Raw genomic sequence first — 23,908 nt, 5'->3', positions numbered from 1 at the left:
CATGCGCAACGTTAAATTCGTTGCGTAATGGCTTGACGATGTCGGCGCGACAATGGACCGTGGCCGGAAGGCATGCCAGCCGGCGTGGGAACGATGAAATTTCTTTGGAATTTGGCAATCATTGGTTATGATCAAGCGCATTACGTTATTACGTAATCCATGACGCGCAAGACATAACGATAAAAAAGGAGACCCATGAGCACCACCGAAATTTTCTTGTTGGCAATGCTGTTGATCTTCGTCGCGCCCTACCTCGTCTGGCGCCTGTTCAGGACCGACTACTTCGCGCCGCTGGCCATCGTCCAGATCATCATGGGCATCGTGCTCGGCCCCGGCGTCATGGGCGCAGCCTTTCCCGAGTACCACAAATTCGTCTTCAACCCGGACGTGGTGAAGACCCTCAACGGCATCGCGCAATGGGGCGTGATGCTGTTCGTGATGCTTGCCGGCATCGAGCTCGACCTGAAAAAAGTCTGGGAGTTCCGGCGCGAGAGCGTGACGACGGCGGGTCTTTCCCTGCTGACCCCGCTGCTGTTCGGCTGTGCCGCGGCGCTGGTGATCGCGTCCTATCCGGGCTGGATGGGACCGAAGGCGGCGACCTGGCAGTTCACGCTGGGCACGGGCATGGCCTGCGCCGTGACCGCGCTGCCGGTGCTGGTGCTGCTGATGGAAAAACTCGACATCCTGCGCCAGCCCTTGGGCCAGCGCATCCTGCGCTACGCCAGCCTGGACGACGTCGCCATCTGGGGCGTGCTGGCGCTGATCCTCCTCGACTGGGACCGCGTCGGCCGCCAGCTGGGCTTCCTGCTGGCCTTCGCCGCGCTCACCTTCGTGTTCCGCCGCCTGATGCCGCGCCTGCCGGCCGGCGACCGCTGGTTCGTGGCGATCATCTGGCTGATCGCCTGCGCCTTCGGCGCCGACTGGGCCGGTCTGCACTTCATGGTGGGCGCCTTCCTGGCCGGCGTGGTGATGGATGCCGGCTGGTTCGGGCAGGAGCAGCTGGAAGCGCTGTTCAAGAACGTGCTGCTGGTGCTGATGCCGGTGTTCTTCCTCAGCACGGGCCTGCGCACCAAGTGGGACATGGGCGGCACCTCGGTGTTCTTCGTCGCCGGCCTGCTGCTGTTCGCCTCGGTCGGCGGCAAGCTGGCCGGCGCCCACCTCGCCGGCCGCCTGCTGAAGTGGCGGCGCGGCGAGGCGTCGATCATCGGCTGGCTGCTGCAGACCAAGGCCCTGATCGAGATCATCTTCGCCAACATCCTGCTCGACAAGGGCATCATCACCAGCGAGACCTTCACGGCGCTGCTGCTGATGGCGGTGGGCAGCACCATGCTGACGATTCCGCTGGTGCACCCGAAACTGAACCGGGCGCAGCACAGCGGGCTGGTCGAGCAGGCCAGTTCCTGAGCGGCGACGCGCGACGACGGGAAGGAAACGCACTATGGCGCGCACCGGACTCACGAAATCCCAGGTCAGGACCATCCGCGACCGGCTGCTGGCGGAGGGACGCTACCCGTCCGTCGACGCGGTGCGCCACGCGCTCGGCGACACCGGCTCCAAGTCCACGATCCACAAGCACCTGAAGGCACTGGGCGACGAGGCGGCCGGCGGCGCGGGCGACGCGCGCCAGGAAACCGGACGCGCGCTGCATGCCATCGTCGAGCAGCTGGCCGACCGGCTGCACGCGGACGCCGACGAACGCCTGCGCGCGCTGCTGGCCGGCCACGAACGGGCGCTGCGCGAGAAGGATGCGGAGCTGGCGCGCCTGCGCGGCACCGTCGCCGCCCTGCATGCGCGGGTGCAGCGGCTGGAGGACGAGCTGGCCGCCGGCCAGCCGCCGGCCGCGTCCTGGGATGCCGGCCGCGTCGCCGACGGTTTCGGCCGCTTCGACAGCCTGGCGCTCAGCTCGCGCTGCGTCGGGCGCGACATTTCGCCGTTCGGCATGGTGCGCACGGCGTCGCGCGAGGCGGCGTTCGGCGGCGGCGGGTGGCCGGAAGCGCGCGGCCTATCTGACTGAGGCGTCCAGCAGGCGCAGCAGCGCGTCTCCCCGGCCGCCCTCGGGCCAGCCGCTGTCCTCGTCGGCGATCTTCCCGTCGCGCAGCAGATAGAAGTGCGGCACGCTCGCCATGTGCAGGCGCGGCCAGCCCCGGTCGTCGTAGGGCACGGCCAGCGGCAGCGCGGGATGGGCCGCGTTCCATTCGGCCAGCAGGTCCAGCGGGACGGGGTCGTCGGGCGTGACGACCAGCATGGCGTTGGCTGCCCGCAGGCGCGCCTGGAGGGCCGGATCGGCCCCGATGGCGGCCAGCGCATTGCGCGAGAAGTGGCAGCCCGCCCCGACCATCACCAGCAGTTGCGTGCCCGCCGGGGCCGGCGCCGGCGCGCGCACCAGCGTGCCCGCGCCGGCATCCGGGCGCAGCACGCTGCGCCCCCGGAAGTCCGGGCCGAGGTCGTCGCGCACGCGCGGCACCCGCACGTGCGCCAGCGCCGGGTGCGCCGCCCGGAAGGCCCTGGCGGCGTCGAAGCGCCGCGCCGCGACCAGCGCCTGCAGCGCCGTGGCGTCGAAGGTGCGGCCGGTGGCGATGCCGCGCCGGCCCAGTTCATCGTGCACCCGCAACAGGTCATCGACCGCGCGCGCGTTGGGGTTGCCCATGCTGGCGAGGGCGGCGGCGTCGAACAGCGGCGGCAGGTCGCCGTCCCCGGCGCGGCGCAGCGCCGCGGCGTCCATGCGGGCGCCGAACAGGCTGTCGTAGGCGCGCAGCAGCGTCGGTGCGCCGGTGGTGGTGATGGAGGTGGCGGTGCCGGCGGCCACGGCGACGTCCTCGAGGCTGTCGAGCGCGCGCTCGACGTCGATGGCGGGCGCCGGCAGGCGCAGCGGCGCGCCGGCCAGTTGCGCGCGCAGGCGCGGCAGGTAGGCGCCGGCATCCAGCAGGTCCAGCACGGCGGCGAGCTGGCCGGCGTCGAGTTCGCGAAGCGGCGCCGCCGTGCCGAAGCCGCCCACGCCGGCGCTGCCCCAGCGGATCGAGCGCGCGAAGCGCCGCCTGCCGTAGGGCGTGAAGGCGGCCAGGGCGCCGCCGCCTGGCGTGGCATCGGCGGCCTGGAGGGCGGCGCGCAGGTCGGTAGGAGTGGCGAGGACGGGGTGGCGAGGATGGGGCGCGGGCGCCGCGGGGAGCGGCTGGGCGGCGGCGTCGAGCGCGCCGCACAGGAGCAGGATGGCGATCGGAAAGCGCATGTGGCGAAGGCGCGCAAAGCACTCAGGGTAGCACTGTGGCGATTGTGACGGTGCGCGCATCCTGGTCCCGGGGCGCGGGCGCGGCGTTCAGGACACCGCCAGCGCCGCCACCGGCGCCGCGTGCAGGCGCAGGTAGTCGGCGCAGGCGTCCGGCGCCAGCGGCTTGCTGAAGTAGTAGCCCTGGATCTGGTCGCAGCCGGCCGCGCGCAGGGCGTCGAGCTGCCCGGCATGCTCCACGCCCTCGGCGATCACCTCCATGTGCAGGCTGTGCGCCATCGCGATGATCGCCTCGACCATCGCCAGCGACTCGCCGCTCTGGTGCATGTCGAGCACGAAGGAGCGGTCGATCTTGAGCTTGTCGACCGGCAGGCGCTTCAGGTAGCTCAGGCTCGAGTAGCCCGTGCCAAAGTCGTCGAGCGAGAGCGCGATGCCGAGCGCGCGCAGCTGGTGCATCAGGTCGGCGCTGCGCAGCGGGTCGCCGATCGACATGCTCTCGGTCAGCTCCAGTTCCAGCACGCCGGCGCCCAGGCCGGCGTCGCGCATCGCGGCGCCGACGGTGGCGACGATGTCGGTGTGCAGGAACTGGCGCGCCGACAGGTTCACCGCGATCGGCACCGCCGGCAGGCCGGCGTCGCGCCAGGCGCGGTGCTGGGCGATCGCGCTGCGCAGCACCCATTCGCCGATCGGCACGATCAGGCCCGATTCCTCGGCGACCGGGATGAATTCGGCCGGGGAAATCGCCCCGTGCTGCGGATGGCGCCAGCGCAGCAGCGCCTCGAGGCCGGCGACGGCGCCGCTGCGCAGGTCGATCTTCGGCTGGTAGGCCAGGTGCAGCTCGTCGGCGGCGAGGGCGCGCCGCAGCTGGGTCTCGAGCGTCAGCTTGCGCTCGACGGCCTGGTGCAGTTCGCCGGAAAAGCGCTGGATCTGGCCGCCGCCCAGTTCCTTGGCGCGGCGCGTGGCCATGGCCGCGTGGTTGAGCAGGACGTCGCCGTTGGCGCCGTCCTGCGGGAAGATCGCGTAGCCGATGCTGCAGGTGAGCGGGATCGCGCCGGCGGGCGTGCGGAACTCGCGATGCACGGCCTGCATCAGCTGGCGCAGGCGGTCGCGCGCCACGCTGTCGTCGCCCAGGCCGGGCAGCAGCAGCACGAACTCGTCGTTGCCGGCGCGCGCCAGCATGTCGCCGGGGCGCAGCAGTTTCTGCAGGCTCCAGGTGATCGCCACCAGGGCCTTGTCGCCGGCGTGGTGGCCCAGCACTTCGTTGAGGCGCTTGAAGCGGTCGACGTTGATCGTCGCGACCAGCGTCTGCAGCTCGTCCTTGCCCCAGTTGCCCAGGTTCTGCTGGATCGTGCGCACCAGCGCCTGGCGGTTGGCCAGGCCCGTCAGCACGTCGTGCGTCAGCAGGAATTCGACCTGGCCGGCGGCGGCCGACAGTTCGCCGTCGGCGCCGGCGGGATCGGCGGGATCGGCGTGGACGTGCGCGTGCAGCGACTGGGCGGCGCTGGCCAGCTGGCGGTGGTGGATCAGCTGCTCGACCATGCGCGCCAGGTCGCGCAGGATGTCGAGCTCCTCCTCGCCCAGCGTGCGCGGGACCCGGTCCAGCACGCACAGGGTGCCGAGCGGCAGGCGGTCGATCGAGTACAGCTGCACGCCGGCGTAGAAGCGCACGTGCGGCGCGCCGGTGACGAGCGGGTTGTCGGCGAAGCGCGGATCGAGGCGGGCGTCGTGCACGACCAGGGGTTCGTGGTCGAGGATGGCGTGGGCGCAGAACGAGATGTCGCGGCCCGTCTCGGGCACGTCGATGCCGCAGCGCGACTTGAACCACTGCACGTCCTTGTCGACCAGGGACACGGTCGCCATCGGCATGCGCAGCAGGCGCGTGGCCATGCGCGTGATGCGATCGAACGCGTCTTCCGGCTGGCTGCCGAGCAGGCGGGTGGCGTGCAACGCGGTCAGGCGCCGCGCCTCGTCGAGAGGGATGGGTGGAATCTGCATGCTTTGTTAACTGGGCTGATCCGCTCCGGCACATTCTGCCACGGGGCGCGGGAAGACGCACGAGCCTGGCATGCGGACACATCCGCCTGCCGTCGATGTTGGTTTGACACGGGGAAATTTTACTGCAAGAAATTACCGCTCTGCTACTACCAACGAGGCAAAAGGCCTCATACATGAGTATGAGGACCGGGGTCAGAGCCGGGGTCAGAGCCGGGGTCAGAGCCCGGTTTTTGGAAATGAACGGAAGGTTATTGCTTAGGAAAATGCCCCGGCCCTGCATCGACCGGCAACGCCAGGCGCGGCCGGCCGATGCGGGGTCGGCGCGATGCACTCGAGACAGCTTGAAAGTTGACTACAGGCTTTTGCCAAAAACCGGGCTCTGACCCCGGCTCTGACCCCGGTTTGATGTGGCGCAGTTAGACGATGCCGCCGTTGGCGCGCAGGACCTGGCCGTTGACCCAGGCACCGTCCGGGCCGGCGAGGAAGGCGACGACGCCGGCGATGTCGTCCGGCTGGCCCAGGCGTTCCAGCGGCGGCATCTTGGCCAGGTGCTCGATCTGCGCGTCGGTCTTGCCGTTGAAGAACAGCTCGGTCGCGACGGGGCCCGGGGCCACGGCGTTGCAGGTGATCGCGCGGCCGCGCAGTTCCTTCGCGAACACGCGCGTCATCGCTTCCACGGCGGCCTTGGTGCCGACGTACACGCCGTAGGTCGGCAGCGACAGGCCCAGCACGCTGGTCGAGAAGTTGACGATGCGTCCGCCCGCGTTCAGGCGGGTGGCCGCCTCGCGCATCGTGTTGAACGTGCCCTGCACGTTGATGGCGAAGGTGCGTTCGAAGGTGTCGTCGCTGGTCTCGGCGATGGTCACGTAGGGCAGCACGCCGGCATTGTTGACCAGCACGTCGACGCGCCCCAGCGTGCCTTCGATGGTATCGAACATGCGCTTGACGGCGGCGCTGTCGGCCACGTCGGCCTGCACGGCCAGCGCGCGGCCGCCGGCCTGCTCGATGGCGGCGACGACGGCGTCGGCTTCCGACTGCTTGCTGGCGTAGTTGACGGCGACGGCGAAGCCGTCCGCGGCCAGGCGGCGCGCGATGGCGGCGCCGATGCCGCGCGAGGCGCCGGTGACGAGGGCAATGCGGGGGGATGCGGTGTGGTTCATGACGGACTCCATCGTGGTTGGCAATGCAGTCATGATGATTGATGATCGAGAAAAGATAATCTGGGCTCGATTGATTTCAGAATTCAATCCGGATCAACAATCCAGGGACGATTGTCGTTAAAGCGCCGTCCCGGTCGCCGTCTCCACGCATTCGGCCAGCCGCTCGTCGTCGACCGGCTTGCTGAGGAAGCACACGGCGCCGCCGGCCATCGCGCGCCGGCGTACCTGCTCGTCGGGGAAGGCGGTCATCAGGATGCAGGGCGGGGTACTGCCGCCGGCGCGCAGGCGCGCGAGCAGCTCGAGGCCGCCCATGCCGGGCATCTGCACGTCGCTCAGGACGCAGTCGATGCCGGCCAGGCCGGCCGTCAGCAGTTGCTGGGCGCCGTCGTACAGGGTGACACGCCAGCCGAAGGAACGCAGCAGGGCGTGCATGGCGACGCGCACGTCGGCATCGTCGTCGACGACGGCGACGTGAAGGGGGGAACGGCGGTTGGTATCCATGACCCCAGCATACCCCGCCCATCCCCGCCCGCAAAATCATACGAAGGTATGAGTGCTTCCCTCGGTTTCGGACGTCGAGTGACCGCCGGTCAGCTGTCGCGCTCGGGCGCCAGGGCCTCGGCCATGCGCACCAGGTCGGCGAAGGTCTTCGCTTCCATCTTGCGCATCGCGTTGCCGCGGTGGATCTTGACGGTGATCTCGCTGGTGCCGACCTCGCCGGCGATCTGCTTGTTCATCAGGCCGCTGACCGCGAGGGCCATCACCTGGCGCTCGCGCGGGCTCAGCGTGCGGTAGCGCGCTTCCAGCTCGGCATGCGCCTGGCCGCGCTCGCGCCGTGCGCGGTCGCGCGCCAGCGCGGCCTGGATGGCGTCGAGCAGGTCCTGCTCGCGGAACGGCTTCGAGAGGAAGTCGACGGCGCCGCCCTTCATGGCGCGCACCGTCATCGGGATGTCGCCGAAGCCGGTCATGAAGATCACGGGCAGGGCCACGCCGTCGCGGTTGAGCTGGTCCTGCAGGTCCAGGCCGCTGGCGGCGCCCTGCAGGCGCACGTCGAGCAGCAGGCAGCTGCACACCTCGGGACGCGGGGCGCGCAGGAATTCGGCCACGCTGGGGTAGCAGGCCACCTGCATGCCGACCGAGCGCAACAGCCGCGACAGGCTGTCGCGCACGGTGTCGTCGTCGTCGACGACGTGGACGAGTTCTGGGGGCGCTGCGGTACTGCTCACGTGTGGATCTCCTGGAGGACGGGTAATTCGATGTGGAAGGTGCTGCCGGGCGGCGTGCTGCGCGCGCCGATCTGGCCGCCGTGCTTGGTGATGATCGAGCGGCAGATCGACAGGCCCAGGCCCATGCCGTCCGCCTTGGTCGAGAAGAACGGTTCGAACAGGCGGTGGCTGTCGGAGTCGGCGATGCCCGGGCCGCTGTCGCGCACCGCCAGGCGCACGGTGCCGCCGTCGAGCTGGGTGCGCACGTCGAGGCGCGCCGGGCCGCCGGCCGCGCCCATCGCCTGCAGCGCGTTCATGACCAGGTTGATCAGCACCTGCTGCAGCTCGACGCGGTCGCCGACCACCTCGGGCAGGCCGGGCGCCAGGTCGACGCGCAGGTCGAGCGGCAGGCGGGCGAGCTCGCGCTGCAGCAGGTCGAGGGTTTCCTGCACCAGCGCGTTGACGTCGAGCGGGCGGTGTTCGGGATCGGCGCGGCGCGCCAGCGCGCGGATGCGGCGGATCACCTGGCCGGCGCGCTCGCTGGCCTGGACGATGCCGTCCAGCGCCGCCAGCGCCTCGGGCAGGTCGGGCTCGGCGCGTCCGAGCCAGCGCCGCGCGGCCTTGGCGTTGGCGACGATGGCCGTCATCGGCTGGTTGACCTCGTGCGCCACCGAGGCCGCCAGTTCGCCCAGCATGGACACGCGCGCCGCGTGCGCCAGCTGGATCTGCGAGGCGTGCAGCTGCTGCTCGGCCTCGACGCGCTCGGTGATGTCGGTGATGGCGCCCAGGTATTCGCAGTCGCCGTCCTGGTCGGTCGAGGCCTCGGCCAGCACGTGCACGTGGCGCACGGCGCCGCCGGGCAGCATCAGGCGGTGGGCGAAGTCGATCGCGCCGTCGCAGGCCAGCGCGCGCGCGTACGCGGCGCGCACGGCGGCGCGGTCTTCCGGCAGCGTGCGCTCGATCACGCGGTCCATGCTGGCGGGGACGTCGGGACCGTAGCCGAAGATGCGCGCGGCTTCCTCCGACCACACCATGGCGCCGTCCGGCACCCCGACGCCGAAGCTGCCGGTGCGGGTCAGGCGCTGGGCGCCGGACAGGAAGGCTTCGCTGCGGCGCAGGGCGTCCTGGCGCTTGCGCAACCCGTCCATGGCTTCCTGGCGCTGCACCGCCAGCCAGGTGGCGATCGCGATCGCGGCGATGCTGACCAGCGCGCGCCCGGCCGGCGAGCCGACCATGTGCAGGCCGTGCGCGATCAGGTAGGCGCCCAGCGTCAGCAGGATGCAGCCGGCGCCCAGCAGGCGGGTGGCGCGGCCGGACCAGATCGGCGAGGCCAGCATCAGCACGACGATGTACATCACGGCGATGGCCGTGTCGAGGCGCGTGAAGGCGTCGATCGCGAAGATCGCGACGGTCAGCAGGATCAGGGCGGCGGATTGGGCGGTGCGGGCGGCTTGGTCTTGGCGTCTCGGCATGTCAGGAACTCCAGGTTGCCCGGAAGCTTACACTGGCAGGCTGCCGTAGCCAACTAGCAAAATGATGGGCCTGGCTATCGGGCCTGGGGAATGGACGTGACCCATGGGCCTGACCAGAGGGCCCGACGCGTGGTCCTGGCGGATGAAACCGACCGATCGACCCAACCGGTGGGGCAGGCTCGACGGACCCGACGGCGCGCCGGCCCGGGGCGCCCGGGCCGGCTGCCGCCGCAGGCCGCCTCAGGCCGCGATGGCGCGCGGTTCGTGGTGGCGGGCGTCCCCGCGCTCCTCGTGCAGCGCGGCCATGTCGGCCGGCGCCATCGGGCGCGCGAACAGGTAGCCCTGGAAGGCCAGGCAGCCGATCTCGCGCAGGCGTTCCCACTGCTCCTCGGTCTCGACGCCCTCGGCGACGACGTGCAGGCCCAGCGTGCCGGACAGGTTGACGATGGCCTGCACGATGCTGGCCGCGTGCGGGGTGCGCAGCATGTCGCGCACGAAGGACTGGTCGATCTTGAGCTGGTCCAGCGGCAGGCGCTGCAGGTAGCTCAGCGAGGAATAGCCGGTGCCGAAGTCGTCCAGCGAGAAGCCGATGCCGTGCTGCTTCAGGGCCTGCATGCGCACGATGGTGTCCTCGATGTCGGTCAGCAGCACGGTCTCGGTCAGCTCGATCTTCAGGCGGCGCGGGTCGGCGCCGCTGACGGCCAGGATCTCGAGCACGCGCGCCACGAAATCCTCCTGGCGGAACTGGCGCGCACTGACGTTGACGGACACCGTCAGGCCGGCCGTGGCCGGGTCGCGCGCCCACTGGCGCAGCTGGCGGCAGGCTTCCTGCAGGACCCAGTCGCCGATGCCGACGATCAGGCCCGACTTCTCGGCCTGGGCGATGAAGGCGCCGGGACCGGTCAGGCCGTTGCGCGGATGGCGCCAGCGGATCAGCGCCTCGGCGCCGGTCATCAGGCCCATCTGGTTGACCACCGGCTGGTACCACAGCTCGAACTCGCGCCGCGCCAGCGCGAAGCGCAGGTCGGTCTCCAGGCTGGTGGTGGCGTCCACCGCCGCCTGCATGCCGGGATCGAAGAAGCGGAACGCGCCGCCGCCGGCCGACTTGGCCTCGTACATCGCCATGTCGGCCTGGCGCAGCAGGTCGTGCGCCACGTGGTGGGCATTGCCGAACAGGGCGGCGCCGATGCTCGGCGTGCTGCGCAGGTCCTGGCCCTCGAGGGTGTAGGCCAGGCTCAGCGCATTGAGGATCTTGCGCGCCACCAGTTCGGCGTGCTCGGTGGCGTCGACGGCCGTGGTGCCCAGGTCTTCCAGCAGCAGCACGAATTCGTCGCCGCCCAGGCGCGCCACGGTGTCGATGTCGCGCGTGACCTGCTGCAGCCGGAACGCGACCATTTCCAGCAGGCGGTCGCCGACGTCGTGGCCGCGGGTATCGTTGAGCAGCTTGAAGTTGTCCAGGTCGATGAACAGCACGGCGCCGTAGCCGCCGTTGCGCTCGCACTTGGCCAGCGCATGGCCCAGGCGGTCCATCAGCAGGCGCCGGTTCGGCAGGTTGGTCAGGCCGTCGTAGAACGCCAGGTGGGCGATGTCGGCCTCGGCCTGCTTGCGCGCGCTGATGTCGCAGCGGGTGCCGACCATGCGCAGCGGGTTGCCGGCGGCGTCGCGCTCGACCACGCGGCCGCGCGACTGCACCCAGACCCAGTGGCCGTTGCGGTGGCGCATGCGGAATTCGGCCTCGAAGTCCGGCGTCGAGCCGTGCAGGTGGCGCTCGAAGGCCTGGTGCAGCGCGTCGCGGTCTTCCGGGTGCACCCGCGCCAGGCCGTCGCCGTCCTCGGCCTCCTGCTCGTCGCTGGTGTAGCCGAGGATGGCGCAGGCGCGCGCGTCGATGGTGCGCCTGCCGGACGGGATGTGCCAGTCCCACAGGCCCAGGCTGGCGCCGGTGAGGGCCAGCTCGACGCGCTCGGCCGCCTCCAGGCGCTCGGCCTCGGCCTCGCGCGCCAGCGCTTCCAGCGCGCGGCGGCGGCGCTGGGCCAGCAGCAGGGCGGCGGCGCAGACCAGCCAGAACAGCGCCCAGCCGGCCAGGCTGGCCAGCGCCAGGGTGCGCCAGCCGGTGCCGATCAGCGCCGCGTTGCGCGCCAGGCCGATGATCAGGGTGCGTTCCATGCCCAGGTCGCCCAGCTGCATGCTGCGCTGGACCACCAGGCGCTCGACGCCGGCGGCGTCCGAGGCGCGCTGGACGGTCACCAGGCGGCCGGCGGCGCGGTGGGCGGCCAGCAGCGGGTCGAGGCGCGCCGGCTCGGCGCGCATCTCGGCCGGATTGGGCGGCACGTACAGCAGGCGGCGCCCGCGCACGTCGGAAATCGAGATCGTCATGTCGGTCGCGTACAGGGCCGAACGCATCACGGCATCGAAGTATTCCGGGTTCAAAATCGCGACGATGGCGCCGTGGCCGCAGCCGTCGGTGGGCGAGAGCGACATCGCCACCTTGATGTCGAAGCGGTCGGGCTGGGATTCGAACGGGTCGGACAGGTACAGGGTGTCGCCGCTGCACATGTGGGCCAGGCGCGACAGGAAGCGGCGGTCGTCCAGGCGGCGCTCGCCGAGGTCGTCGTCGGACAGTTCGATGCGGCCGTCCGGGCCCAGCGCCAGCAGGGCGCGCACGCCGGGCATGGCGCGCTTGAGCGATTGCAGCAGGGTCAGGCGGCAGGTGCGGCCGCAGCTGCTTCCCGGCCCCAGCGCGGCGCGCGAGCCGTCCAGCGACCAGCGCACGGCCTCGAGCTGGCGGTGCAGCGCCTTGTCGATGACCTGGGCCTGCTCCTGCATGCGCTGCGCGTCGGCTTCCAGCGCGGTATGGCGTTCGTTCCAGACCATGCCGGCCAGGATCAGGCCGGACGACAGCAGGCCGGCCGCCAGCAGCAGCCATTCGGTGAAGCGGCGGCGCGGCGCGGTCAGGCGCAACAACAGGTGCAGGGGCATGATGGTCTCCATGACAATGGAAACATCGTAGGCCGGGCGCGCCGCATGCGCCATCAGACTTCGGTATGCGCCCTCATACCCGCGTATAGGGGAGGCGCGGCGCGCACGATTGGCCGGCGGGCCATCCCTGGGTTAGCATGGCGGAAGCCGCGCCGACCGGCGCGCACGGAGAAGACACCATGAAAGCGATCGTGACCGGCCACACCAAGGGACTGGGCGCAGCCCTCGCGGCCAACCTGCTGGCGCGCGGCGTGCCGGTACTCGGGCTGGCGCGCACGCGCGCCCCGCAAATGGCGGCGGCCTGGCCCGCGCTGCTCGAGGAGATCGAACTCGACCTGGCCGACGGCGCCGCGCTGGCCGCCTGGATCGCCGGCGGCGCCCTCGGCGACTGGCTGGACGGCAGCGGCGCGGTCCTGCTGCTCAACAATGCCGGCGTGGTCAGCCCGGTGGGCCCGCTCGACGCCCAGGACCCGCAGGCCGTGCTGCGCGCGGTGGCGCTGAACGTGGCCGCGCCGATCGCGCTGTCGGCCGCCGTGGTGCGCGCCAGCGCGGGCGCGCAGCGGCGCATCCTGCACATCTCCAGCGGCGCGGCGCGCAATGCCTATCCGGGCTGGAGCGTCTACTGCGCCACCAAGGCGGCGCTCGACCACCATGCGCGCGCGGTGGCGCTGGACGGCGAGCGCGGCGTGCGTATCTGCAGCCTGGCGCCGGGCGTCATCGACACCGGCATGCAGGCCGAGATCCGCGCGACGCCGGCGGAGCGCTTCCCGCTGCGCCAGCGTTTCGTCGACCTCAAGGAGACCGGGACGCTGGTCGATCCGGAGCAGTGCGCGGAGCAGTTGGTCGACTACCTGCTGGGGGCCGGGTTCGGGGCGGAGGTCATCGCGGATCTGCGGACCTTGTCCTGACGCGGGCGCTGCGCCCGGGGCGCGCACCCTACGACGGGACCGTCATGCCGCGGGCCACGGCCGGCCGCGCCAGGAACGCGTCCAGCACGCGCGCGACGTTGGCGAAGCCCGCCGTGCCGGCCAGTTCGTCCGCGCCCGGCAGCGTGAATACCGCATTGACCCACGGAAAGGTCGCGATGTCGGCGATGGTGTAGTCGTCGCCCATGATCCAGTCGCGCCCGGCCAGGTGGCCGTCCAGCACGCCCAGCACGCGCCGGACCTCGGCGGCGAAGCGGTCGCGCGGGCGCTTGTCCTCCCAGTCCTTGCCGGCGAATTTCACGAAGAAGCCCAGCTGCCCGGCCATCGGCGCCAGGCTGCCGGCCTGGAACAGCATCCATTGCAGCGTCTCGTGGCGCCGCGCCGGGTCGCGCGGGGCCAGCATGCCGGTCTTGTCGGCCAGGTAGACCAGGATCGCCACCGACTCCCACAGCGGCAGCGGGCGGCCGCCGGGGCCGTCCGGGTCGATGATCGCGGGGATCTTGTTGTTCGGGTTCAGCGCCAGGAAGGCGGGCGAATGCTGCTCGTCGCGCTCGAAGGCGACCCGGTGCGCCTCGTAGGGCAGGCCGGTCTCTTCCAGCATGATGGCGGGCTTGACGCCGTTCGGCGTGGGCATCGAATACAGCTGCAGGCGCTCGGGATGGCGTGCCGGCCACTTGCGCGCGGCCGGGAAGGCGTCGAGGGGATGGGGCATGGCGGGTCCTGTGCGGTGGTCGGAATGGCATCCTAGCCCGATGGCGCGGGAAGGGGCGCGCGCGGCAGGCCTCCGAGCGGTGTTGATTGCCGTCAACGTAATGCGATGGACGCGGTGCGAGCATGCGAATGGTCTCGAGCAAGCATCCGCGGGAGGGGCGATGGACGAGCTGCTGCGCTATTACGAGGAAGAGCTGGGACTGTTCGGCCAGTTCGCGCGCGAGTTCCGCGCGCGCTACCCCAAGCCGGCCAGCGAACTGCACGTGGCCGGCGAGACCTGGGAAGACCCGGGAGTGGCGCGGCTGATCCAGTCGGTGGCGCTGCTCAGCGCGCGCATCCAGAAGCGCCTGGACGACGACTACCCGAAGTTCACCGAGGCCCTGCTCGACAGCCTGTACCCGCACTACCTGCGCCCCTTGCCCTCGTACTCGATCGTGCGCATCGGCTGGCGCGGCGAGGACGAGGTCCCGGAACGGGTCGCGCTGCTGCCGCGCGGGACGATGCTGCGCGCCGGCTCCGAGCCGGCGCCCGGCGCCGGCCAGCCGTGCCGCTTCCGCACCGTCTACGACGTGCTGCTGGCGCCGCTGCGCGTGTGTGCGCTGCGCTTCGTGCCGCTGCCGGCGCCGCCGCGCGGGGTGCGCCTGCCGCGCGCGGTGACGAGCGCCATCGCGCTGGCGCTCGATGCGCCCGACGGGCGGCCGCTCGACGCCATCCTGCCGGCGCGCCTGCGCCTGTTCGCCGACGGCGACGCCTCGGTGCGGGCGGCGCTGGTCGACGCGCTGCTGCTGCGCTGTCGCGCGGCCTGGATCGAAGCCGACGGCGACGGCCGCTGGCTGCCGCTGGCACGCGTGCCGCTGCGGCTGGCCGGCTTCGACGACGAGGATGCGCTGCTGCCGCATCCGGCCCGCTCGCACCCGGCGCTGCGCCTGCTGACGGAGTACTTCAGCTATCCCGAGAAATTCAATTTCCTCGACCTCGACCTGGACGCCGTGCGCGCGCTGCTGCCGCCGCGCTGCCGGCGCGTCACGCTGCACCTGGGCCTGGCCGGGATCGACGCCGACGCCGATGGCGCCCGCCTGCTGGCGGGCGCCGGGGCGCGCAACCTGCTGGTGGGCTGCACGCCGGTGGTCAACCTGTTCCCCAAGGCGGCGGCGCCGGTGCAGCTGGCGCATACCAGCGCCGACGTCCCGCTGGTGGCGGACGGCGCCCACGCGGCCGCCTACGAGATCCACAGCGTCGACGCGGTACGGGTGGCGCGCGAGGACGGCGGCGTGACCGCCTTCCGGCCGCTGTACGTCGCCGGCCAGCAGGAGCCGCCGGCGCACGAGCACGGTCCGCAGGCGCAGCGCGCCCACTACTGGATCGCGCGGCGCGACCATGCGGTGGCCGCGGTCAGTCCCGGCCACGAACTGCGCATCGTGCTGCTGGACGCCGACTTCCGCACCACCGTCCCGGCCGGCGGCACGCTGTCGGCGGACCTCACCTGCAGCAACCGCGACGCGCCGGCGCAACTGCACTGGGGCCAGCCGCAGGGCGACCTGCGCACCGACGAGGCGGCCGGCCTGGCGCCGGTGCGCCTGCTGCGCAAGCCGACGCCGGCGCGCCGCTTCGACGGCACGCGCGGGGCGCACTGGCGGCTGGTCGCGCACCTGTCGCTGCACCATGCCGGCCTGAGCATGGCGGGGCTGGCCGAGTTCCGCAAGATGCTGGCGCTGTACGACCTGGCGCGCTCGCCGGTGGCGCAGCGCCAGATCGCCGGCATCGCCGGCCTGGAGCACGGCGCCGTGCGCGCCTGGATGCCGACCGCGCCCGTGTCGACGCTGATGCCGGGCATCGGCATCCGCCTGACCGTCGACGAGGACGCGTTCGCCGGCAGCGGCCTGGCGGCCTTCGTGCAGGTGCTGGACCATTACGTGGCGCTGAACGGCCAGCTGAACTGCTTCACCCGGCTGCAGGTGGTCTCGCAGCAGACCGGGCGCGAGATCGCCGCCTGCGCGCCGCGCACGAGCAGCGGCGACCCGCTCGGCGCCGGCGCCGGATGGACCTGATCGCGCGCCTGCTGGCCGAGCCCCAGCGCTTCGAATTCTTCCAGGCGGTGCGCCTGCTGCAGCTGTGGCTGGGCGAGCACGGGGTGCCGCCGCGCCAGGCCCTGGACGGCCACCTGCGCTTCGCCAACAGCGTGTCGCTGGCGTTCCCGGCCAGCGAGGTCGAGGCGCTGGCGCTGGAGCGCGCCAAGGGCGGCCTGCCGCGCTTTCGCATCACGCCCGCCTTCATGAGCCTGCTGGGCGCGCAGGGCGCGCTGCCGCGCGACGTCACCGAGCGCATCCTGGCATGGCAGGGCGCGCAATCCGATCCCGAACTGGCCGGCGCGCCGCGCGCCTTCCTCGACATCTTCGCCACGCGCATGCTGGCGCTGTTCTACGGCGCCTGGAACAAATACCGCGTCGAGCACGCCATCGCCGGCCCGGACGACACCTTCCTGCCGTTGCTGCTGGCGCTGGCCGGCCTGGCGCCCGCGACGCCGTTCGACGGCGTCGACCGCCGCGCGCTGGCCTCGTACGCCGGCGCGCTGCAGCGGCGTCCGGCCTCGGCCGCCGTGCTGGGCCGGATACTGTCGGCCCATTTCGGCGTGCCGGTGCGGATCGTCGAAGGCGTTGGCCACTGGGACCGCCTGCACGCGCGCGAGCGCACCCGCCTGGGCGGCGCCAATGCCGCGCTGGGGCGCGCCGCGCTGCTGGGCGCGCGGTGCTGGCGTCCGGACCTGCGCGTGCGGGTGCGTATCGGCCCGCTGGACCGCGCCGGCTTCGAACGCTTCCTGCCGCAGGGCGCGGCGGCGCGCGCGCTGCGCACGCTGCTGGGCCTGTTCGGCGCCCCCTTTCTTGGCTACGAGGTCGAACTGGTGCTGCGCCGCGCCGACGTGCATCCCCTGGCGCTGGGCGCGCACGGGCGCCGGCTGGGCGTGGACGGCTGGCTGCTGGGCGCCCCGGCGCCGGCCGACCGCGCCGACCTGCGCTACCTGCTGCGGCCGATGGCCCCGCTGCCGCCCCTGCCATCCCGTCCACCCTTTCCGGACGCCGGTACGTGATCCGCGCTTGACCTTCCCACGATGGGAAGGATTATGCTGTCGGCTATCGATCGCATCGACCATCCGGAGGACCCATGGCAACCCCATCCAACGATCCGGCGCAGGCCTTCGCCATCGGCGGCATGACCTGCGCATCCTGCGTGGCGCGCGTGGAAAAGGCGCTGCTGGCCGTGCCCGGCGTCGCCGACGCCAGCGTCAACCTCGCCACCGAGAAGGCGACGGTGCGCGGGAACGCCGCGCCCGGCGCCATCGTCGCCGCCATCGAGCGGGCCGGCTACGCGGCCAGTCCCGTCGACGGCGCGCGCCCGGCCGCGCCGGCGCCGGGGACGCCGCCGGCGGCGGGGCTGCCGGACTGGTGGCCGGTGGTGGCCGCCGCCGCGCTCAGCCTGCCGCTGGCGGCGCCGATGCTGCTGCAGCCCCTGGGCAGCGGCTGGATGCTGCCCGGCTGGGCGCAACTGCTGCTGGCCACGCCCGTCCAGTTCTGGCTGGGCGCGCGCTTCTACCGCGCCGGCTGGAAGGCGCTGCGCGCCGGCGCCGGCAACATGGACCTGCTGGTGGCGCTCGGCACCTCGGCCGCCTACGGGCTGTCGCTGTACCTGCTGCTGGCGCACGGCGGCACGGGGCACGGCGCCGGCCACCTCTATTTCGAATCCTCGGCCGTGGTGATCACCCTGGTCCTGCTGGGCAAGTGGCTGGAGGGGCGCGCGCGGCGCCGGACCGTCGACGCGATCCGCGCGCTCGAATCGCTGCGCGTCGCCGAGGCCCTGGTGCGGCGCGACGGCCGCGACGTGACGCTGCCGCTCGACGCGCTGCGCGTGGGCGACCTGATGGTGCTGCGTCCCGGCGAGCGCATCCCGGCCGACGGCCGCGTTATCGAAGGCGACAGCCACGTCGACGAATCGCTGCTGACGGGCGAGAGCCTGCCCGTGGCCAAGCGCGCCGGCGAGCGCGTGACCGGCGGCGCCGTCAACGGCGAGGGCCTGCTGCTGGCCGAGGCGACGGCGGTGGGCACGGCGACGATGCTGGCGCAGATCATCCGCATGGTCGAGGACGCGCAGGCCGTCAAGGCGCCGATCCAGCGCCTGGTCGACCGCGTCAGCGCGGTGTTCGTGCCGGTCGTGCTGCTGGTCTCGCTCGTCACGCTGCTGGGCTGGGGCCTGGCCACCGGCGACTGGCAGCAGGCCCTGTTGAACGCGGTGGCGGTGCAGGTGATCGCCTGCCCGTGCGCGTTGGGCCTGGCGACGCCGACCGGCATCATGGTCGGCACCGGCGCCGCCGCCCGCCACGGCATCCTGATCAAGGACGCGCAAGCGGTGGAGACGGCGCACGCCGTGCGCACCGTGGCCTTCGACAAGACGGGCACGCTGACCGAGGGGCGGCCGCGGCTGCTGGCGCTGGAGACGGCGGCGGGCGCGGATGCGCGCCGCGTGCTGGCCCTGGCCTGGGCGGCGCAGCAGTACAGCGCCCATCCGCTGGCGCGCGCCGTGGCGCAGGCGGCGCAGGACAACGCCATCGCCGCGCCGCCGGCGCACGCCGCGGCCGCGCTGCCGGGCCGTGGCGTGCGGGCGCGCGTCGGTACGGACACGGTCTGGCTGGGCAACCTGCGCATGCTGCAGGACGCCGGCGCGGGCGCCATCGCGCCCGCGCTGCAAGCGGCGGCGGCGCGGCACGAGGCCGACGGCCGCACCGTGTCCTGGCTGGCGCTGGCGCCGGCCGATGGCGCCGTGCCGCAAGTCCTCGGCCTGCTGGCCTTCGGCGACCGCGTCAGGCCCGGCAGCGCCGCCGCCATCGCGCGCCTGGCGGCGATGGGCGTGCAGGCGGTGATGCTGACGGGGGATAACCGCGGCAGCGCCACCGCGGTGGCGCGCGAACTCGGGCTGGCGCGCTTCGTGGCCGAGGTGCTGCCCGGCGACAAGGCGCGCGAAGTGCAGGCGCTGGCGGCGCGCGGGGCGGGCCGGGTCGCGATGGTCGGCGACGGCATCAACGACGCTCCGGCGCTGGCGGCGGCCGACGTCGGCATCGCCATGGCCGGCGGCACCGACGTGGCGATGCACACGGCCGGCATCACGCTGATGCGCGCCGAGCCGGGCCTGGTGGCCGACGCCATCGACATCTCGCACCGCACCTACCGCAAGATCCGCCAGAACCTGGCCTGGGCCTTCGTCTACAACGTGGTCGGCATTCCGGTGGCGGCCATGGGCCTGCTCGATCCGGTGCTGGCGGGCGCGGCGATGGCCCTGAGTTCCGTCAGCGTGGTCACCAACGCGCTATTGTTGCGCAACTGGACGCCGGCCGTGGCGGCGCCGGCGTCGGGCGCCGGCACGGCATGGGATACCCTGCGCCTGCCGCCCGCCCCGCAGGCGGCGCCATCAACCCTTTCGAAAGGAGAAACGACGATGTATCGATTGACTGTGGAAGACATGACCTGCAAGCACTGCGTGGCCCGGGTGACCAAGGCGGTGCAGGAGGTCGACAAGGATGCCGGCGTGGCCATCGACCTGCCGACGAAGACGGTGCGCGTGGACAGCGCGGCGGCGCTGGACAGGATCGCGGAGGCGATCGGCGAGGCGGGGTATCCGGTGACGGCGAAGGCGGTGGCGTAGGCCGCCGCGCTCGCCCGGCGCCGTTCCCGCGGGCGCGGGAACGGCGCAGCCTGGCGTCAGAAGCCGTACTGCAGGCCGACGGTGTACACGTCCGCCTTGGCGCCGTAGGCCTTGTCCTTGCCGTAGCGTTCGTATTCGCCGATCAGCGAGAGGTTCTGGTTCAGCTTGTACTGCACGCCCAGGGCGCCGTAGACGCCGGTGTCGGTGTCGTTGATGCGCACGCCCAGGTTGTCGTTGTACTTGCGCTCGCTGTACGCGACGCCCAGCTTGCCGTAGCCCGAGAAGCGCTCGTTGAACGGGACCGTGTACTTGCCGGCGATGTAGCTGCCCGACCCCTTCACGCTGCCGCGCGTGGCGCCGCGGTTGAAGTCCTGGCTGTCGAAGTCGGTGTAGCCGGCTTCCACGGCCCAGTTCTGGTCGAGCTGGTAGCCGCCGTAGACCTTGGCGCCGACGCGGTATTCGTCCTTGGTCTGGTTGTCGGCGGTGGCGGCGCCGATGCCGATGTAGGCTTGCGGAGTGGTCTGGGCCTGGGCGGCGCCGATGGCGCCGATGCCGGCGAGCAGTGCGAAGATGAGCTTGTTCATGGTCTCTTTCCTTTCCATTTTTTTGCTGTCTGGTTCGCAATTCCTCGTGAATTGCGTGTTGGAAAGATAGGACTGAATTGCCTGGAATCAAACCCGCAATTCGTAAGCATCTGTAACGCCGGCGTCCGTTGCTGACTCGAAAGTCATCTGCATGTCACGCATTGGAGTGGCGTTTCGCGGCGCGATGAGGGCACGATGCCGGACGTTGTCGCAACAACGGGAACCACGCGGCCTGTGACATCTTGCAACACATTGGCGCGGCAGGTCGCCCGCGCGCGGCGCGACCTGCCGGCACGCTGCCTGCCGTGCGCTCAATGCCCGCCGTGTCCGCCGCCGCGCTTGACGGTCGCCACCGGCTCGCCGGGCGCCGCCGTCGCGCCCGCCGCGCGCGCCGGGGCGTCCAGCGGGCCGTTCCACTCGGTGGCCACCGTGCCCTTCGGATGGCGGTACCAGCCCGGATCGCGGTAGTCGCCGCGCGCCAGGCCCTCGCGCACCTTGAGCACGGTGAACATGCCGCCCATCTCGATCTCGCCGAACGGACCCTTGCCGTCCATCATCGGCAGCGTGTTTTCCGGCAGCGGCATCTTCATGCCGCCCATCGAGCCGCCCCGGTCGCCCATCACCATGTAGCCCGGCACCAGGTCGTTGATCTTCTTCGCCACGCCGCGGTGGTCGACGCCGATCAGGTTCGGCACCTGGTGGCCCATCGCGTTCATCGTGTGGTGCGATTTGTGGCAGTGGAACGCCCAGTCGCCCGGCGCGTCGGCGACGAACTCGATGGCGCGCATCTGGCCCACGCCGATGTCGACCGTGACTTCCGGCCAGCGCGCCGCCGGCGGGATCCAGCCGCCGTCGGTGCCGGTGACCTCGAAGCGGTGGCCGTGGATGTGGAAGGGGTGGTTGGTCATCGACAGGTTGCCGATCCGGATGCGCACGCGGTCGTCCTTGCGCACGACCATCGGGTCAGTGCCGGGGAAGGCGCGGCTGTTGATGGTCCACAGGTTGAAGTCGAGCATCGTGTTGACGTTGGGCGTGTAGCTGCCCGGCTCGATGTCGTAGGCGTTCAGCAGGAACACGAAGTCGCGGTCGACGGCGTGCTGGCGCGGGTTCTTCGGATGCGTCACCCAGAAACCCATCATGCCCATGCCGATCTGCGCCATCTCGTCGGCGTGCGGATGGTACATGAAGGTGCCGGCGTGGCGCGCCGTGAACTCGTAGACGAAGGTCTTGCCCGGCGCGATCGGCGGCTGGGTCAGGCCGGACACGCCGTCCATCCCGGCCGGCAGGATCTGGCCGTGCCAGTGGATGCTGGTGATCTCCGGCAGCTTGTTGGTGACGAACAGGCGCACCCGGTCGCCCTCGACCACCTCGATCGTGGGACCCGGGCTCTGGCCGTTGTAGCCCCACAGGTTGGCCTTCATGCCGGGCGCGATCTCGCGCACCACGGGTTCGGCCACCAGGTGGAATTCCTTGACGCCGTCGTTCATGCGCCAGGGCAGGCTCCAGCCGTTCAGCGTGACGACCGGATTGTACGGACGGCCGTTGGGCGGCGGCGGCGGCGGCATGGTGGCGGACGAGTCCCGTACCGGGGCTTCCGGCACGGCGGCCTGGCCGGCCTTGCCGACCATGGCGGCGCCCATGAACGAGGTGAAGGCGGCGGCGCCGCCGATGAAGTGTCTGCGCGAAGTCATTCTGCGTGTTCCTTGTGCTGGTTCCGGGGGACTTGCTGGCCGAGGGCGGCTTCGAGCTCGGCGTGGGCGGTCCAGAAGTCTTGTTGCGCCGCGATGGCGGCATTCACGGCGGCGGCTTGTTCGCGCGCATCCGCCAGCAGTTCGTGGGTGCTGGCCAGCATGCCGTTGTAGCGCAGCAGGACTTCGCGCGAGATCCGCTTGCGCAGCGGGATCACCGTGTCGCGGTAGTGCGTCGCCACGTCGTAGGCGGTGCGGTAGGCGAGATAGCGGTCGCGCGCCTCGCTGCGCGCCGTCACGGCCGCCTCGGCCAGGCGCTGCACGGCCTGCATGTAGATGGCCTCGGCGCGGGCGACGCGCGCGTCGCCCCAGTCGAACAGCGGCACTTCCAGCGACAGGGCGTAGCCGCGCGCCGACGGCGCGCCGGTTTCCGACTTGCCCGCGTAGCCCAGTTCGAGCGCGTTGACGAAACGCGTCGTGCGCGTGAGGCCCAGGCTGCGCGCCGTGGCCTGCGCGTCCGCCCGCGCCGCCTGCACGTCCAGGCGTCGTTCGAGCGCGATGCGTTCGACGTCGCGCAGTTCGGCCGGCGCCGCCGGCAGGTCGGGCAGGCGCTGCGGCAGCGTGAACTGGGTGTCCGCGCCCCACAGCCCGAGCAGGCGCGCGAGCTTTTCGCGCGCGGCCATGGCCTGGCGGTCGGCGCGCGCCAGGGCGGCGGCGGACTCCGCGTGGAAGACCTGCTCGCGCGCGCGGTCCAGTTGCGCGAGATTGCCGGCGCGGGTCATGCGACCGGCCAGTTCGGCGCCGGCTTCGGCGGCGGCATTCACCTGGCGCGCGTAGTCCAGGTCCTGGCGCGCGGCCACCGCGGCGATCCAGGCCAGGCGCACGGCGAGGGCATGGCGCTCGATCGCCGCGCCGACCTCGCGCCGCACGGCGTCGTAGCGGCGCGCCTCCAGGCGCGCGGCCAGCGGCATGGTCAAGAGGCCGGCCAGGTCGAACGTCAGGCTGCGCTCGATCTCGACGTCGCCCTGGCCCGACATCCGCTGGAAGCCGATGGCCGGGTTGTGCAGGCGCGCCGCCTGGGCCATGTCGGCCTGGGCGATGCCGACGTTCCAGTACGTGGCCTGCAGGGCCGGGCTGTTGACGAGGGCGATGCGCACCGCGGCGTCCATGTCGAGCGGGCGTTCCAGCTCGGTACGCACGGTGTCCGAGATGGCGCGCGCGGCGGCATCGTCGCGCGCCAGTTGCGGCCTGGCGCCGATGCGCGCGGCGGCGGTGTCGGCGACCGGGCCGAAGCCGCCGTCGGGCGCGACGGCGGTGCAGCCGGCCAGCAGGGCGAGGGCGGCCAGGGCAGCCAGCGGCTTGGCGGGTCGGCGCGTCATCGCCGGTCTCCGTGCTGGTGGGCGGCGTGGCCGGCGGCGGTCGCCGGGGCCGGCGCTCCGGCATCCATGGCGTGCCCGGCATGCGGATCGGCGGCGCCGGTCTGTGGCATCGGATGGCCGGCGTGGCCGTCCATCGACTTCATGGTCAACGTCATCGGGTTGTAGCCGGCGACGGCGCCGTTGCTGGCGCGCCAGTTGCGGTCCGGGCTCGCGGCGGATTGCGCCTCGGCGCGGTAGTCCAGCGCCGGGCGGTAGACGGTGTCGGGCGCGGGCGCCCGCGGATCGGCGGCTGCCTGCGCCCGGGCGGGCGGCGCGGCGGATGCCGCCAGCAGCGCGCAGGCGAGCGCGCACGCCGGGATGGTGGTCGTGTTCATGGTGTCCTCGTTCGACGAAACGTGAAGATGCCGCCGCCATGGTGGCGGCGGACCGTGCGGTATCAGGCGAGGATGGCGCGCGGCGGCCGTTCCGGCAGGGACGGATCGACGCTCGGCAGGTAGCCGGGACGGAAGGGGATCGAGACGAATTCGGGCCGGGCCAGCGCCAGCCGCGGCGGGGTGCCCGGGGCCATGGCGGCGCCGATGCAGCAAGAGGCGCAGGAACCGTTGCCGTGGCGGCCGTCGTGCCCGTCATGGATGGCGTGGCCATCGCCGTGGTGGCTGCCCGCCTGCGCCGTGGACGCGTTGCGGTGCCCGTCGTGCCCGTCGTGCCGCGCCGCGGCCAGCGCGTGCAGCATGGCGGCGTGGTCGTGCGCGCCGGCTGCCGGCGCCGCGAGCGGCGCGGTGACGGGCATGCACGACAGCATGCCTGCCGCGGCGACGCCCTGGAAGGGCAGCGCCAGCACCATGAGCCAGACGAGCAGGGAACGGAGAACGGCTTTCACGGGCTCATTCTAGCATGCGCG

General features: G+C 72.1%; 19 protein-coding genes. 6 read left to right on the top strand and 13 right to left on the bottom strand.

Annotated elements, in window-relative coordinates:
• The first annotated feature begins 195 nt into the window (after positions 1-195).
• The gene (locus QZ749_RS13700) at positions 196-1,404 is read left to right on the top strand and encodes a cation:proton antiporter (RefSeq protein ID WP_296947800.1); all 1,209 of its coding nucleotides are present in this window, start codon (positions 196-198) and stop codon (positions 1,402-1,404) included.
• 34 nt (positions 1,405-1,438) lie between these two features.
• Positions 1,439-2,014, top strand: coding sequence for a DNA-binding protein (locus QZ749_RS13695; RefSeq protein WP_296947798.1), 576 nt, complete (start codon positions 1,439-1,441; stop codon positions 2,012-2,014).
• Here the strand turns inward: QZ749_RS13695 and QZ749_RS13690 are convergent.
• From QZ749_RS13690 to QZ749_RS13660, 7 genes are all read right to left on the bottom strand, one after another.
• The gene (locus QZ749_RS13690) at positions 2,003-3,226 is read right to left on the bottom strand and encodes a hypothetical protein (RefSeq protein ID WP_296947796.1); all 1,224 of its coding nucleotides are present in this window, start codon (positions 3,224-3,226) and stop codon (positions 2,003-2,005) included. The two genes, QZ749_RS13695 and QZ749_RS13690, sit on opposite strands and share 12 nt — an antisense overlap.
• An 87-nt stretch (positions 3,227-3,313) precedes the next feature.
• The gene (locus QZ749_RS13685) at positions 3,314-5,218 is read right to left on the bottom strand and encodes a bifunctional diguanylate cyclase/phosphodiesterase (RefSeq protein ID WP_296947793.1); all 1,905 of its coding nucleotides are present in this window, start codon (positions 5,216-5,218) and stop codon (positions 3,314-3,316) included.
• A 416-nt stretch (positions 5,219-5,634) separates the two neighbouring features.
• A complete protein-coding gene (locus QZ749_RS13680; RefSeq protein ID WP_296947792.1) occupies positions 5,635-6,378 on the bottom strand; it encodes an SDR family oxidoreductase in 744 nt (247 codons plus the stop codon).
• A 117-nt stretch (positions 6,379-6,495) separates the two neighbouring features.
• A complete protein-coding gene (locus tag QZ749_RS13675; protein ID WP_296947790.1) occupies positions 6,496-6,879 on the bottom strand; it encodes a response regulator transcription factor in 384 nt (127 codons plus the stop codon).
• An 89-nt stretch (positions 6,880-6,968) separates the two neighbouring features.
• Positions 6,969-7,604 (bottom strand): response regulator transcription factor, encoded by a 636-nt coding sequence (locus QZ749_RS13670; protein ID WP_296947787.1) that lies wholly within the window; start codon positions 7,602-7,604, stop codon positions 6,969-6,971.
• Complete coding sequence (locus tag QZ749_RS13665) at positions 7,601-9,055, bottom strand: sensor histidine kinase (RefSeq protein WP_296947785.1); 1,455 nt, start codon at positions 9,053-9,055, stop codon at positions 7,601-7,603. The genes QZ749_RS13670 and QZ749_RS13665 overlap by 4 nt, the downstream gene beginning before the upstream one ends.
• A 240-nt stretch (positions 9,056-9,295) precedes the next feature.
• Complete coding sequence (locus tag QZ749_RS13660; RefSeq protein WP_296947782.1) at positions 9,296-12,031, bottom strand: bifunctional diguanylate cyclase/phosphodiesterase; 2,736 nt, start codon at positions 12,029-12,031, stop codon at positions 9,296-9,298.
• 179 nt (positions 12,032-12,210) lie between these two features.
• Between QZ749_RS13660 and QZ749_RS13655 the strand changes: the two genes are divergently transcribed.
• Positions 12,211-12,939, top strand: a complete 729-nt coding sequence (locus QZ749_RS13655; RefSeq protein WP_296947778.1) for an SDR family oxidoreductase — start codon at positions 12,211-12,213, stop codon at positions 12,937-12,939.
• A 28-nt stretch (positions 12,940-12,967) separates the two neighbouring features.
• Here QZ749_RS13655 and QZ749_RS13650 read toward each other — a convergent pair whose 3' ends face one another.
• Positions 12,968-13,669: a glutathione binding-like protein gene (locus tag QZ749_RS13650; RefSeq protein ID WP_296947775.1), complete on the bottom strand. Its 702-nt coding sequence runs from the start codon at positions 13,667-13,669 to the stop codon at positions 12,968-12,970.
• Between the two features lie 160 nt (positions 13,670-13,829).
• On the opposite strand from QZ749_RS13650, the gene tssF reads away from it, so the two are divergent.
• The 3 genes from tssF to QZ749_RS13635 all read left to right on the top strand — a co-directional run bounded on the left by tssF (position 13,830) and on the right by QZ749_RS13635 (position 19,356).
• Positions 13,830-15,716 carry a type VI secretion system baseplate subunit TssF gene (gene tssF / locus QZ749_RS13645; RefSeq protein WP_296947772.1) on the top strand — a complete coding sequence of 629 codons (1,887 nt, stop codon included), beginning with the start codon at positions 13,830-13,832 and terminating at the stop codon, positions 15,714-15,716.
• The gene (gene tssG / locus QZ749_RS13640; protein ID WP_296947771.1) at positions 15,707-16,753 is read left to right on the top strand and encodes a type VI secretion system baseplate subunit TssG; all 1,047 of its coding nucleotides are present in this window, start codon (positions 15,707-15,709) and stop codon (positions 16,751-16,753) included. The genes tssF and tssG overlap by 10 nt, the downstream gene beginning before the upstream one ends.
• 74 nt (positions 16,754-16,827) lie before the next feature.
• Positions 16,828-19,356, top strand: a complete 2,529-nt coding sequence (locus tag QZ749_RS13635) for a heavy metal translocating P-type ATPase (RefSeq protein WP_296947768.1) — start codon at positions 16,828-16,830, stop codon at positions 19,354-19,356.
• A gap of 56 nt (positions 19,357-19,412) precedes the next feature.
• Here QZ749_RS13635 and QZ749_RS13630 read toward each other — a convergent pair whose 3' ends face one another.
• From QZ749_RS13630 to QZ749_RS13610, 5 genes are all read right to left on the bottom strand, one after another.
• Positions 19,413-19,940 carry a porin family protein gene (locus QZ749_RS13630; RefSeq protein ID WP_296947766.1) on the bottom strand — a complete coding sequence of 176 codons (528 nt, stop codon included), beginning with the start codon at positions 19,938-19,940 and terminating at the stop codon, positions 19,413-19,415.
• A gap of 311 nt (positions 19,941-20,251) precedes the next feature.
• Positions 20,252-21,631: a multicopper oxidase family protein gene (locus QZ749_RS13625; protein ID WP_296947763.1), complete on the bottom strand. Its 1,380-nt coding sequence runs from the start codon at positions 21,629-21,631 to the stop codon at positions 20,252-20,254.
• On the bottom strand, positions 21,628-23,007 hold the full coding sequence (locus tag QZ749_RS13620; protein ID WP_296947760.1) for a TolC family protein: 1,380 nt from the start codon (positions 23,005-23,007) through the stop codon (positions 21,628-21,630). Before QZ749_RS13620 ends, QZ749_RS13625 begins: the two co-directional genes overlap by 4 nt.
• Positions 23,004-23,381, bottom strand: a complete 378-nt coding sequence (locus tag QZ749_RS13615; RefSeq protein WP_296947758.1) for a hypothetical protein — start codon at positions 23,379-23,381, stop codon at positions 23,004-23,006. Before QZ749_RS13615 ends, QZ749_RS13620 begins: the two co-directional genes overlap by 4 nt.
• A 62-nt stretch (positions 23,382-23,443) precedes the next feature.
• Complete coding sequence (locus QZ749_RS13610) at positions 23,444-23,887, bottom strand: hypothetical protein (protein ID WP_296947756.1); 444 nt, start codon at positions 23,885-23,887, stop codon at positions 23,444-23,446.
• Between the last annotated feature and the right edge of the window lie 21 nt (positions 23,888-23,908).

Origin of the sequence: uncultured Massilia sp. (assembly GCF_913773735.1) — a bacterium.
Taxonomy (GTDB): Bacteria; Pseudomonadota; Gammaproteobacteria; order Burkholderiales; family Burkholderiaceae_D; genus Telluria.
This window is presented reverse-complemented; position numbering and strand designations above follow the sequence as displayed.

Excerpts from the sequence above, each read along its gene's own strand:
- QZ749_RS13700 (WP_296947800.1), top strand. The coding sequence starts at position 196 with ATGAGCACCACCGAAATTTTCTTGTTGGCAATGCTGTTGATCTTCGTC.
- QZ749_RS13695 (WP_296947798.1), top strand. The coding sequence starts at position 1,439 with ATGGCGCGCACCGGACTCACGAAATCCCAGGTCAGGACCATCCGCGAC.
- QZ749_RS13690 (WP_296947796.1), bottom strand. The coding sequence starts at position 3,226 with ATGCGCTTTCCGATCGCCATCCTGCTCCTGTGCGGCGCGCTCGACGCC.
- QZ749_RS13685 (WP_296947793.1), bottom strand. The coding sequence starts at position 5,218 with ATGCAGATTCCACCCATCCCTCTCGACGAGGCGCGGCGCCTGACCGCG.
- QZ749_RS13680 (WP_296947792.1), bottom strand. The coding sequence starts at position 6,378 with ATGAACCACACCGCATCCCCCCGCATTGCCCTCGTCACCGGCGCCTCG.
- QZ749_RS13675 (WP_296947790.1), bottom strand. The coding sequence starts at position 6,879 with ATGGATACCAACCGCCGTTCCCCCCTTCACGTCGCCGTCGTCGACGAC.
- QZ749_RS13665 (WP_296947785.1), bottom strand. The coding sequence starts at position 9,055 with ATGCCGAGACGCCAAGACCAAGCCGCCCGCACCGCCCAATCCGCCGCC.
- QZ749_RS13660 (WP_296947782.1), bottom strand. The coding sequence starts at position 12,031 with ATGCCCCTGCACCTGTTGTTGCGCCTGACCGCGCCGCGCCGCCGCTTC.
- QZ749_RS13655 (WP_296947778.1), top strand. The coding sequence starts at position 12,211 with ATGAAAGCGATCGTGACCGGCCACACCAAGGGACTGGGCGCAGCCCTC.
- QZ749_RS13650 (WP_296947775.1), bottom strand. The coding sequence starts at position 13,669 with ATGCCCCATCCCCTCGACGCCTTCCCGGCCGCGCGCAAGTGGCCGGCA.
- tssF (WP_296947772.1), top strand. The coding sequence starts at position 13,830 with ATGGACGAGCTGCTGCGCTATTACGAGGAAGAGCTGGGACTGTTCGGC.
- tssG (WP_296947771.1), top strand. The coding sequence starts at position 15,707 with ATGGACCTGATCGCGCGCCTGCTGGCCGAGCCCCAGCGCTTCGAATTC.
- QZ749_RS13635 (WP_296947768.1), top strand. The coding sequence starts at position 16,828 with ATGGCAACCCCATCCAACGATCCGGCGCAGGCCTTCGCCATCGGCGGC.
- QZ749_RS13630 (WP_296947766.1), bottom strand. The coding sequence starts at position 19,940 with ATGAACAAGCTCATCTTCGCACTGCTCGCCGGCATCGGCGCCATCGGC.
- QZ749_RS13625 (WP_296947763.1), bottom strand. The coding sequence starts at position 21,631 with ATGACTTCGCGCAGACACTTCATCGGCGGCGCCGCCGCCTTCACCTCG.
- QZ749_RS13620 (WP_296947760.1), bottom strand. The coding sequence starts at position 23,007 with ATGACGCGCCGACCCGCCAAGCCGCTGGCTGCCCTGGCCGCCCTCGCC.
- QZ749_RS13615 (WP_296947758.1), bottom strand. The coding sequence starts at position 23,381 with ATGAACACGACCACCATCCCGGCGTGCGCGCTCGCCTGCGCGCTGCTG.